Origin of the sequence: Aquisalimonas sp. APHAB1-3, assembly GCF_048323695.1 — a bacterium.
In the GTDB taxonomy this organism is placed as follows: Bacteria; Pseudomonadota; Gammaproteobacteria; order Nitrococcales; family Aquisalimonadaceae; genus Aquisalimonas.
Genome location: NZ_JBLWFT010000022.1, coordinates 18,728 through 29,874 on the forward strand (window position 1 = coordinate 18,728; position 11,147 = coordinate 29,874).

The 11,147-nt window shown below is 64.9% G+C and carries 13 protein-coding genes; 9 read left to right on the forward strand and 4 right to left on the reverse strand.

From position 1 onward, the window contains the following. Positions 1–10 precede the first annotated feature (10 nt). The 4 genes from ACNSTU_RS17205 to ACNSTU_RS17220 are packed head-to-tail and all read left to right on the forward strand — an operon-like array spanning position 11 to position 5,079. The gene (locus ACNSTU_RS17205) at positions 11–811 is read left to right on the forward strand and encodes a SapC family protein (RefSeq protein ID WP_418212778.1); all 801 of its coding nucleotides are present in this window, start codon (positions 11–13) and stop codon (positions 809–811) included. Positions 812–839: 28 nt separating this feature from the next. Further along, entirely contained in the window at positions 840–2,552 is a 1,713-nt protein-coding gene (locus ACNSTU_RS17210) for a type I secretion system permease/ATPase (protein WP_418212779.1), read from the forward strand. Further along, positions 2,549–3,883: an HlyD family type I secretion periplasmic adaptor subunit gene (locus ACNSTU_RS17215; protein WP_418212780.1), complete on the forward strand. Its 1,335-nt coding sequence runs from the start codon at positions 2,549–2,551 to the stop codon at positions 3,881–3,883. The genes ACNSTU_RS17210 and ACNSTU_RS17215 overlap by 4 nt, the downstream gene beginning before the upstream one ends. Before the next feature lie 50 nt (positions 3,884–3,933). Then, entirely contained in the window at positions 3,934–5,079 is a 1,146-nt protein-coding gene (locus tag ACNSTU_RS17220; protein ID WP_418212781.1) for a glycosyltransferase, read from the forward strand. A gap of 48 nt (positions 5,080–5,127) precedes the next feature. Here the strand turns inward: ACNSTU_RS17220 and ACNSTU_RS17225 are convergent, their stop codons facing one another. The 4 genes from ACNSTU_RS17225 to tnpA (ACNSTU_RS17240) are packed head-to-tail and all read right to left on the reverse strand — an operon-like array spanning position 5,128 to position 7,948. Further along, entirely contained in the window at positions 5,128–5,730 is a 603-nt protein-coding gene (locus ACNSTU_RS17225) for a hypothetical protein (protein ID WP_418212782.1), read from the reverse strand. A 2-nt stretch (positions 5,731–5,732) separates the two neighbouring features. Continuing rightward, positions 5,733–7,343 carry an IS66 family transposase gene (gene tnpC / locus ACNSTU_RS17230; RefSeq protein ID WP_418212783.1) on the reverse strand — a complete coding sequence of 537 codons (1,611 nt, stop codon included), beginning with the start codon at positions 7,341–7,343 and terminating at the stop codon, positions 5,733–5,735. Between the two features lie 45 nt (positions 7,344–7,388). After that, complete coding sequence (tnpB, locus tag ACNSTU_RS17235) at positions 7,389–7,745, reverse strand: IS66 family insertion sequence element accessory protein TnpB (protein WP_418212784.1); 357 nt, start codon at positions 7,743–7,745, stop codon at positions 7,389–7,391. After that, entirely contained in the window at positions 7,742–7,948 is a 207-nt protein-coding gene (gene tnpA, locus ACNSTU_RS17240; protein WP_167780922.1) for an IS66 family insertion sequence element accessory protein TnpA, read from the reverse strand. Before tnpA (ACNSTU_RS17240) ends, tnpB (ACNSTU_RS17235) begins: the two co-directional genes overlap by 4 nt. A gap of 84 nt (positions 7,949–8,032) precedes the next feature. Here tnpA (ACNSTU_RS17240) and ACNSTU_RS17245 point away from each other — a divergent pair, with 84 nt between their 5' ends. The 5 genes from ACNSTU_RS17245 (at position 8,033) to ACNSTU_RS17265 (ending at position 10,852) form a co-directional block, all read left to right on the forward strand. After that, positions 8,033–8,233, forward strand: a complete 201-nt coding sequence (locus ACNSTU_RS17245; RefSeq protein ID WP_418212785.1) for a hypothetical protein — start codon at positions 8,033–8,035, stop codon at positions 8,231–8,233. Positions 8,234–8,320: 87 nt separating this feature from the next. Next, positions 8,321–8,611, forward strand: a complete 291-nt coding sequence (gene tnpA / locus ACNSTU_RS17250; protein ID WP_418212786.1) for an IS66 family insertion sequence element accessory protein TnpA — start codon at positions 8,321–8,323, stop codon at positions 8,609–8,611. Further along, a complete protein-coding gene (tnpB, locus tag ACNSTU_RS17255; RefSeq protein ID WP_418212787.1) occupies positions 8,611–8,976 on the forward strand; it encodes an IS66 family insertion sequence element accessory protein TnpB in 366 nt (121 codons plus the stop codon). The genes tnpA (ACNSTU_RS17250) and tnpB (ACNSTU_RS17255) overlap by 1 nt, the downstream gene beginning before the upstream one ends. A 9-nt stretch (positions 8,977–8,985) precedes the next feature. Further along, on the forward strand, positions 8,986–10,545 hold the full coding sequence (tnpC, locus tag ACNSTU_RS17260; RefSeq protein ID WP_418212788.1) for an IS66 family transposase: 1,560 nt from the start codon (positions 8,986–8,988) through the stop codon (positions 10,543–10,545). Further along, positions 10,535–10,852 (forward strand): hypothetical protein, encoded by a 318-nt coding sequence (locus ACNSTU_RS17265; protein WP_418212789.1) that lies wholly within the window; start codon positions 10,535–10,537, stop codon positions 10,850–10,852. Before tnpC (ACNSTU_RS17260) ends, ACNSTU_RS17265 begins: the two co-directional genes overlap by 11 nt. The last annotated feature ends 295 nt before the right edge of the window (positions 10,853–11,147 follow it).

Consider the following 11,147-nt stretch of genomic DNA (forward strand, 5'->3'; position numbering starts at 1 on the left):
GGAGAAGACCATGTATCAGAATGTCGTCGCACTTTCAGCCAAGACGCACGCCAACAAACGCTTCACCCCGTTGAGGAATTATCGCTTTGCCCGCGATCAGGGCATGATCCCGGTTGCGGCCCGCGAACTGTCCCGCCTCGCGGCGCGGCTGCCATTGGCGTTTGTCACCCGAGGCGACGCCGCGGAACCTCGCCTCATCGCAATGCTGGGGCTGGATGGGCAAACCAATCTGCTGGTGGGCCCGGACGGCCGCTGGCTCAACGATTACGTGCCGGCTGCCGTACGCCGCTACCCGTTCATTCTCACCAGACCGTCCGACGGCGAGGCGGCTCCCGCCGTTGCCATCGACACTGCCGCCGGCGTGCTCTCCGATACGGAAGGAGAACCTTTATTTACCGCAGACGGCGAACCGGCCGAGCGACTGAACCAGGCAAAGGCAATCCTGCGAGAGTTCACAAATGGGGTGGAAACAACGCACCGTGCCGCGCAGGCGCTGGCGCGCGCGGACTTGCTCGAGGATTGGCACCCTACTGTGACCGTTGGTGACAAACGCTGGCGGCTGAATGGGCTGCAATCGGTGAGCGAACAAAAGCTCAATGCCCTGGATGACGCGCGCTTCGCCGAGTTGCGCCGAGAAGGGGTGATCCCGTTGGCATATGCGCAGATGCTGTCCATGGCGCACCTCCCCGCCCTGGTGCGCCTCGCCAATGCCCATGCGCAAAAAGCGAAGAAGGGGCAACAATCCGGCGGGAACACCGGAAAGACAAATGGCGCCGGCGGCGGCGACGTCTCCTTCAATTTTGACGCCTGAACGACTGCAATAGGCGGAACCTCTCAGCATGGCAAAACCACAACAAAAGACCTCGGAGCTGCGCACCGCCGTTCGTGCTTGTAGCGGCACCTTCTGGGCAGCTGCCTTCTTCAGCCTGTTCATTAACCTGCTGATGCTGGTGCCCCCGCTGTACATGCTGCAGATCTACGATCGCGTGCTGGCCAGCCGCAGCGAATCGACGCTGGTGATGCTGACGGCCATCGTCGTCGGGCTCATGGTGGTGCTCGGCGCGCTGGAATGGATCCGCTCCAGGGTTCTGGTGCGCGCCAGCGGCCGGCTGGACAGCCTGATCGGCGACCGCATCTTTGATGCCCTCTTCCGTCGCGGGCTAATCACGCCAGGAGGCGCGGACAGCCAGGCAGTCCAAGACGCCAACTCCGTCCGCCAGTTCCTCACCGGCAGCGGGCTGCTGGCATTCTTCGACTCGCCTTGGCTGCCCATCTACATTGCCGTCATTTTCCTGTTCCACCCGCTGCTGGGGTGGGTTGCCGTGGGCGGCGCGCTGATCCTGCTCATCCTGGCGCTGGCCAACAACTTCATCAGCCGTGCAGCGCTGAACCAGGCCAATGCCGAGCAGGTTGCCGCGCAGCAGACACTGACGAACCAACTGCGCAACGCCGAGGCCGCCGCGGCCATGGGCATGGTTCACCGTCTGCGCGAGCGCTGGCAGCAACGCCAGGAGCGCGTCCTGGGATTCCAATCGAAGGCATCGGATCAGGCAAGCCCCTTCTACGCCACCAGCCGGGCGTTCCGGCTGCTGCTGCAGTCACTCATCCTCGGCGCTGGTGCCTATCTCGCCATTCACCAGCACATCACGCCCGGGATCATGATCGCCGCGACCATCCTGCTGGGCCGCGCGCTCGCCCCCATGGACAGCCTGATCGGCAACTGGCGCGGCATCATGGGCACCCGCCAGGCGTTTGGCCGTCTGGAGAAGCTACTGGCGGAACACCCAGCAGAGGAACGGAAGCTCTCCCTGCCTGCCCCCAAAGGCCGTATCGACGCCGAACAGTTAGCGGTGATCCCGCCGGGCTCCAACGAGCCAGCGATTCGGGGGGTGTCGTTCAGCATCGCGCCAGGCGAAACTGTGGGTGTCATCGGCCCAAGTGCCGCCGGAAAATCCACCCTGGTACGGGCACTGCTGGGGGTTTGGCCGGCACGCGCGGGCCACGCACGCATCGACGGTGCCGATATCACGGACTACAACGCCGACGAGCTAGGTCCGCACATCGGTTATCTGCCCCAGGACGTGGAACTGTTCGAAGGCACAGTGGCGGAGAACATCGCCCGCTTCGGCGACGTGGATGCGCAGGCGGTGGTCGAAGCGGCCCAGGCCGCCGGCGTGCACGAGCTCGTGCTGCACCTTGGCAACGGCTACGACACCTATCTGGGTCCTGGCGGCGGAACGCTCTCCGGCGGGCAACGCCAGCGTATCGGACTCGCGCGCGCACTCTATGGTAACCCCGCGATCCTCGTGCTCGACGAGCCCAACTCCAACCTCGACGATAACGGCGACGCCGCTCTGACTGCAGCGCTGGACCAAGGCCATGATGCCGGCCGCACGCAGATCGTTATTTCGCACCGCCACGCAGTGCTCTCGCGTGTCGACCGTCTGCTCGTGCTGAAGGAAGGCCGCCTACTCGCGGCAGGTGACCGGGACGAGGTACTACGACGCTTCGCCCGCGGCACACATGCAACGGCAACCGGAACCAACGGATGACTCAAGCCACCAACACAGCATCAAGCCGCCCCGCGCCACCAGTTCCGCGCAGCGACCGGAGCTCCCGCTGGATCGGCTTCCTGATCATCCTCGCCGCCTTCGGCGGCTTCGGCACTTGGGCCGTAACGGCGGAAATGGATGGCGCGGCCGTCGCGCCAGGTGTGGTGCAGGTGGACTCCTACCGACAGGCAGTTGAACACCTCGATGGTGGATTAGTCGAGCGAATCCGCGTGCGTGATGGGGACTCCGTCGAAGCCGGTGACGTCATCGTGGAACTCGACGACACCGAGCTCCATGCAGAACTCGCGACCATCCGCTCGCAACACGCCTCTGCCCGCGCCGAGCGCATCCGCCTGGAAGCGGAGCGGGATGGCCACGAGACCATGACAACCCTCATACCGGCCCCGGAAGACGCGGGCGATCAGCACTTCGCGCGCGCTCTCGCGGCACAGATCGCGATCTTTGATACCCGCCAGACCATGTTTGCCGGCGAAATCGATCTGCTCCAACAACGCTCCCAAGCTCTGGAGACGCAGATCGGCGGCCTGAGGGCCGTAGCCAATGCCCGCCGCGAAAGCCGGACCTACTACTCGGAAGAGCTGGACGAACTAGCGGATCTGGTGGAAGAGCGGCTGACGGACCGCCAGCGCAGCCGCGAACTCGAACAACTCCTGGTGGAGAACCAGGCCGACATCGCCGAACTCGAAGCCGAGATGGACCGGCTTCAGGTCGAGATCACCGAAACCGAGCTCGAAATCGCCCAACGGCTCAGTGAGCGACAAGCAGAAGTGGCGGACCGGCTGAACGACGTCGAGCAAGAGGAACACAACCTCGCCGAGCAGCGGCGGGCTCTGGAGCGGCGCGCTGCCCGCACCATCATACGCGCACCGGTCGACGGCGTTGTCGTCGATCTGGACGTGCACACCGAAGGCGCCGTCATCGATGCGGGCAGCCGTATCGCCGAGATTGTACCGAGAGACGACGACCTCGTTGTCGAAGCCCGGGTGCGCCCGGAAGATATCGACCGGGTGCGCGTCGGCCAGATGGCGGACGTTCGGCTCACCGCCTACAGCTTCCGTATGACGCCCGTGGTAGAAGGCGACGTAATCCACATCTCCGCCGACCGACTGGAAGACGAGGCCACCGGCGAGGCCTACTACCTGGCCCGCGTCTACATCGACCAGGCGCAACGGCAGTTTGCCCTTGGCGATGAGCCCCTGCTACCCGGCATGCCTGCAGAGGTCATGATACGCACCGGTGAGCGCACACTCATGTCCTACCTGCTGCGGCCGCTGACCGACGCCCTCAGCCGCGCATTCCGGGAATCATAATGCGTGTGCTCCACGTGGTCCGGACGTTCTATCCTGACTCCGACGGAGGCATGGAACGCACGGTCGACCATATCTGTAGCGCAACTGGCCGCCTCGGGATCGACAGCCACGTTTTCGCCCTCAGTCCGCACCCCAGGCAGGCGCCGTTTCGTCACGGCGACGCCACAGTCCATCAACGCAAGCGCCACATGGAACTGGCGTCTTGCTCCATCTCGCTGAATACCCTTCGCCACTTCCGCACACTCATCGCGGACATGGATGTAATCCACTATCACTTCCCCTGGCCATTCGCGGATGTGATGCACCTGCTGATGGCGTCACGGGAAAAACCATCGGTCGTGACCTACCACAGCGATATCGTCCGGCAACGCCGGCTGGAGCGCCTCTACCGGCCGGTGCGACGGCGGTTTCTCGCCTCGGTGAATACGGTCGTGGCCACGTCACCGCAGTACCGACAATCGAGTCAGGTGCTGAGCGAGCTCGATGATGACCGCACCCAGGTGATTCCGCTCGGCCTTGAAGAGCAGCGCTACCCGGTGCCGTCAGCGGAGCGCATCCGCGCATGGAAAGCGCGCGTGGGAGAAGGCTTTTTCTTTTTCGTTGGCGTACTGCGCTACTACAAAGGGCTGCACATTCTCCTGGAGGCGCTGCAGCATACGAACCACCGGGTGATCATCGCCGGCGAGGGCCCAATGGAAACGGCACTCAAAGAGCAGGCGCGAAAGCTCGGGCTTGGCGAGCGGGTCATCTTTACGGGACATCTGCACGACGACGAGGACAAAATGGCGCTATTGCGTCTGTGCCGAGCCAAGGTCTTCCCGTCACATCTGCGCTCGGAGGCCTTCGGCGTGTCGCTGATCGAGGCCACCATGGCCGCCCGGCCCCTGATTACCACCGAGCTCGCGACAGGCACCTCGTACGTCAATCAACACGAAGAAACCGGGCTGGTGGTTCGGCCTGCCGATCCGCAGGCCCTCGCCGACGCCATGGAACGCCTCGTCCAGGAGCCCGACACCGCCCAGCGGCTGGCCAACGGAGCGCGGCAGCGCTTCGAGACCCACCTGACCGCCGACGTCTCTCTCGCCCAGTACGCCGGGCTATACCGTTCCCTGATGCACCCCGGTTACCGGCCCCCTGAAGCACCAGAGACCGCACCGGCGTATCAGGAGCAAGTATCCAACCAAGAACGGACTTGAAAAAACGGGCACCCCGCGAAAGGGGCGCCCGCCAAGGATAATGACGGCTCAGGCAGCTTCTGGGGCCAGCCCTTCGAAGATGGGTGAAAACCCGACGAAATCGAGTTCATCGTCGATGAGGTCCATGTAATCCTCACCGAAGTCATCCAGCGCATCAAACACCGTTTCCGTATAGTCCTCGAAACCGTCGAACTGCTCCAGCGAACCACCAGGGTCAAAATCTGAGGGATCCTCCGGCTCCTTGGTCGGGAATTCCATCGGGATATCCTCATCGACGAACCGCGACGTCTCCTGATCTCCACCGGTAATCAGCCCGATCGCGAATTCCTCGTAATCGGCATCCGGCTCGGCAATCTCATTCAAATGACCCTCTGCCGCGTCGGCGACCAAGCCAACGAAATCATCGAACTGATCTTCATCCGAGATCGCTTCCGCCGGATAGAGCTGAAAGTCACCTTCAGCAAACGCTGCAAAGGCATCAATCATACTTGCCGCAAGCGGGGAGTCGTCGATCACGTTCTGGGGAATCGGCTCACCCTCGAGAATTCGCCCGAACGCAACGTCGATCAGCTCTTCCAGTTCATCACGGTCAGTGTCGTCCAGATCCGCCGCCTCATCTTCAGGAATGTTCGTAAGCGATCCGCGAACCACACCTATTCGGCGGGTTTGAGCGTGTATAGGCTCTCATCCTGATGCCACGGCAGCAGGCCGTCGATGGCCTCATCGGTTGTCGCCGCCGGCAGGCTCTTTAACACCTCGAGCAGGTACGCATAGGGTTCCAGACGGTTGATCTTCGCCGTCTCGATGACGCTGTAGATCGTGGCACTGGCGTGCGCACCCCGCTGTGTGTGGCTGAACAGCCAGTTCTTGCGCCCGACCACGAACGGCCGGATGGCGTTCTCCGCGGGGTTGTTGTCCAGCGGGATGCGCCCGTCATCCAGGAACCGAGTAAGCCGGGGCCATTGGCTGTTGAGGTAATGCACGGCCTTGCCGATGGCGCTCTTCGGCGGCACCTGTTCCAGGGACTGGTCGAGCCATTGGCGCAGATCCTCGATCAGCGGCTGGCTTTGGGTGACCCGCAAGCGCTCGCGCTCCTCAACGGGCAGGCCCTGGGCTTCGCGCTCCACCCGGTAGAGCTTGCCGATGGACGCCAGCGCCCGGTCGGCCTTGCCGGTCTTGCCCTTGGGCTGGACCTTCTGGGCCTCTTTGAACTTGCGCCGCGCATGCGCCCAGCACCCGGCATGGGTGATGGCATTATCGCGCACGACCTGGGCATAGCCCTCGTAGCCGTCGGTGAGCAGGATGCCACCATAGTCATTCAGCAGACGGCGCGGCACCTGGCCCGAGCGGCTGGGGTCGTAGTCGAACAGCACCACCTCGGCCCCGGGCGGCCCGCCGCGCTGGACCCACATGTACGAGGTGCTGGACGCAGTACGCCCGGGCTCGGTGTTCACCTGCACGGTGGTCTCGTCCATGAGGATGAGCTCCGCGCCTTGCAGATGGGCGCGCAGGCGCTCGGCCAGTGGGGCGAGCAGCGCGCCCATCTCCACCATCCAGCGGGCGAGCGTGTTCCGCGGCAGCTCCAGGCCCAGTCGTTTGAACACCTGTTCCTGGCGGTACAACGGCAGCGCGTCCTGGTACTTGGCGGTAGCGATGTAGGCGAGCAGCCCAGGGCTCGCGTTGCTCTTCGGCAGCGGCTGGGACGGCAGATCGGCGATCTGGACGCCATCCTCGCACGTCCGGCAGGCGTACTTGATGCGCACGTGGCGCAGCACCTGGATCTGGGCCGGGATGATGTCGAGCTGTTCGGTGACTTCTTCGCCAATGCGCGTGAGCGCACCGCAGCCGCAGGCACACTGCTGCGCGTCCTCGGGGAGGTCGTGGACGATGTCCACGCGGGGTAGCTCCGGTGGCAGCGGGGCACGGCCGCCCCGGCGACGCTTGCCGCCACTGCGGGCTGGCTGCTCGTCGTCATCAACGCTGTCGTCGCCGGCGTCGTCTTCCTCGGCAGGGTCATCGGTCAGGCTCTCGGCCTCGTCGAAGAACATGTCCTGCTGCTTGATGCTGTACTTCTCTGTCGAGGGGCCGAAGCGGTTATCGAGCAGCAGTCGGATCTGCTCGAACAGCGAGCGCTTCTCCGCCGCCCAGGCGGCCTCTTTGTCGGCGAGCTGCGCCTGGAGGCGTTCGATCTCGGCGCGCTGCGCATCGAGTTCGCGCCGCAGCTCGGAAGCCGTCGATATCGTGTTGGCATCGGCCTTGTTCATGCGGCCAATTGTACCAAAGCGCCACTCTTGAGGCGAGCGCGGTTTTCATCCAACCGACTGAAAATGCAGCGCTTTGTGCGGCTGCATGCGGGTGATATCGATGCCGTCGAGCAGCCAGTTGAGCTCCTGGCCCGTGAGCGTGAGCCGATCCCGCTCACCGCACTCCGGCCACTTGAACCGCTCCTGCTCGAGGCGTTTGTACCAGACCACGAAGCCGTTGCGCTCCCAGAACAGGATCTTCACCTTATCCCGCGCCCGGTTGCAGAACACGAACACCGCCGCGGTGAACGGGTCGCACGCCATGACCTCCTGGACGAGCAGCGACAAACCGTCAATCGACTTGCGCATGTCCACGGGCTCGCGGCACAGATACACCGCCACATCGCTCCCGGGCCGGATCATGCCACCACCTCCACGGCGACGAACCGTGCCGGGCGGTGGCGCTCCGGAACCGGAACGCCGGCCTCATGCAGCCGACGCTCCCAGTCCATCAGCTCGGCGAGCGAGACATCCTGGCGCCGGGCATACTCGCTCAGCGACAGGCCCAACGCATGGGCGTGATACAAATGGCCCAGCCAGCGGGCGCGCACCGGGGATAACCACATACTCCAAGCCTCCCATCGATCTGGAAGGCTCAGTGTCCCGGAACCGGAATCGCCTCAACAGATGGGGTTCGTGGAGCGCTTACCGTGCTGCGCATGCGTCTGAAGGCCAATGAGGCCCTGGGTCTCGCCAGCGTCGAGCGGCTGCTGGAGGCGCTGGAGACCGTGCAACTGCATCAGGTCCACCTCGACGGCGAGGCCATCCAGGGGATCTCCATGGATAGGGCTCAGCGGGATCTGTTCAAGCATCTGGAGGTGAAACCGCCGCACCGCGATCACGTGGCCTAAGTGAAAGCGTTCAAACGAGGCCGTTCTTCCTGAGGGCCTGATCCCCGCATAGCCTTTCCCGTGCATTCACTGACGCGGGAGGCAGCGATGAGCAGCAACCATGTCCGGCATGTTCGGCGTACGCAGGCCCAGTGGCGGGAGATCTTCGCCGCACATGAGGCCAGCGGCCTGAGCCAGGCGGCGTTCTGCCGCCGCGAGGGGCTGGCGCTGAGCACGTTTCAGTACCACCGGCGACGGTCGCACGCTGCGGCCGAGCCTGCCGCTGACGACGGTCCGGCGGTCATTGATCTCGGCGAACTGGCCGGCGACCGGCCGGGAGGCTGGGAGGTCGAGATCGCGCTGGGTGACGGTGTCTCGCTCACGCTGCGGCGGCGCTGATGTTCTTCCCGGAGTCGCGGGTGCGGGTGTGGCTCTACGCCCGGCCAACGGACATGCGCAAGAGCTTCACGGGCCTGGAGGCGCTCGCCCGCAACGCCCTGGGCGAGGAGCCGGCGAGCGGGGATCTGTTCGTGTTCATCAACCGCCGGCGCACGTACATGAAAGTGCTGTACTTCGACCGTGGCGGTTACTGTCTGTGGGCCAAACGCCTGGAGCAGGGGCAGTTCCACTACCCGCGCCACCAGGGCGAGAAGGTCGCTCTGGATGTCACGGCGCTGAAGCTGCTGCTCGAGGGCATCGACGCCAGCCGCAGCCCGCGCTACAAGCGCTACGAGCATCGAACCGCCCGGCCGGCATCGGTATAATGCGCCGCCATGCGTGACGCCACCCAGCCCCAGTCTGAGCCAACGGCACCGCCGGAGCACCTGGCAGCGGAGAACGCCGAGCTGCGTGCCCAGGTCGCCTCGCTCACGCGGCAACTGGAGTGGTTCAAGCGCCAGGTCTTCGGGCCCACCTCGGAGCGCCGGCCGGTGGATGCGGCCACGGTGGATCTGTTCACCGCCGAACAGGCCCCTGCGACCGCGTCGCCGACCACCGAGCAGGTCAGCTACTCGCGGCGCAAGCCCGGCACCAAGGACCGCGGTGATGCGGTCACCGGCGCAGGCCTGCGCTTCGATGCCGGCGTTCCCGTGGAGACCATCGACGTGACCGCCCCGGAGTTGAGCGGCACGGAGGCCCATCGCTGGGAGGTCATCGACCACAAGACCACCTACCGCCTGGCCCAGCGCCCCGGCAGCTACGTGGTGCTCGCCTACCGCCGGCCGGTGCTGCGCGAGCGCTCCGCGGCCACGGTGGTCACACCGCCGGCGCCGGCGGGCGTGCTGGAGGGCTCGCTCGCCGATGTCAGCGTCCTCGCCGGGCTGGTGGTGGACAAATTCTGCTACCACCTGCCGCTGTACCGCCAGCACCAGCGCCTCGCGGATGCCGGCATCCAGGTGAGTCGGGCGACCCTGACCCATCTCACCCAGCGCACCGCGGCGCTGCTCACGCCGATCAATGATGCCCAGCACGCCCATATCCTGGAGGGTGACGTACTGGCCATGGACGAGACGCCCATCAAGGCGGGCCGCAACAAGGCCAAGGGGCGCATGGCGCAGGGCTGGTACTGGCCGATCTACGGCGAGGCCGACGAGGTGAGCTTTACCTATGCCTCGCACCGGGGCACGCGCCATGTCCATGAGCAGCTCCAGGGCTTTGCCGGCACCTTGCTCTCGGATGGCTACAGCGCCTATGCGCGCTTCGCCGAAGCCACTGAAGGCCTCACCCATGCCCAGTGCTGGGCGCACACCCGGCGCAAGTTCCTCGCCGCGGAGGGAGCCGAGCCCGAGACGGTGGCCACGGCGCTGGAGCACATCCGGGGGCTTTACCGGATCGAGGCCGCGATCCGAGACCGCCGGCTCGAGCCCGACAAGGCCCTGGCCTTCCGGGCCGAGCACGCCCGGCCCCGGGTGGACGCGTTCTTCGCCTGGGTGTGGGAGCAACGCCAGCGCGAGGATCTGTTGCCCAGCAACCCGCTGGCGAAGGCGCTTGCCTATGCGCATGAGCGCGAGGGGCCGCTGCGCGTATTCCTCGGCGACGCCGCCGTGCCCATCGACACCAACCACCTGGAGCGTGCCCTGCGCGTCATCCCCATGGGGCGGAAGAACTGGAACTTCTGCTGGACGGAGCTCGGTGCCCGGCACGTGGGCACGCTGCAGAGCCTGCTGACCACCTGCCGGCTCCAGGGCGTGAACCCGCACACCTACCTGGTGGATGTGCTCCAGCGCATCAGCCGGCATCCGGCCCGGGACATCATCGCGCTCACGCCCCGGGTGTGGAAGGAGCGCTTTGCGCACGACCCACTGACCAGCGACGTCGAACGCCATGCCTGTTGATATCGACCACCTCACCTATGACGAACTCGTCGCGCTCAACCACCGGATCGTGGAACGACTGAAGTTCCTCGAGACAATGCATGCGCACAAGGCAATGATGACCTTCGACGTGGGTGCTCGGGTGAGCTTCGCCTCCAGCCGGGATGGTCGGCTGACGGGAACACTGGTGAAGTTCAACCGCAAGACGGTCACGGTGCTCACCGATGACAACCGCCAGTGGCGCGTCCCGCCGGCGATGCTCTCGCCGATCAAGGACGTGGAGACCGGGACCACGATCATGCCGCATGATGACAACCGCTCCGAGTAGCGGCACCCCGGCTCCTTCCTCCCTGCCCGGTCAAGACGGCCGGGAATGAACGCTTACGCCTAAGTTGTGCCAACTCAAACGTCGCGTTCCGCGATATCAATAACTTATCGCCGCGGCTGATGAACTTGGGAGATTCGGGGTGACAATCGCATCATCGCGGGCAGGCAACCGAGGTTCAACACTTTGGTTCGTAACTTCCTGATTCGCCGAGGGGGCGATTCAAAAAATATCGCTACGCGGCCTCGTTGACCTTCTTCTGGGTCGGGGTTGGCACCTCCAGGGCATCGAAGAGCTC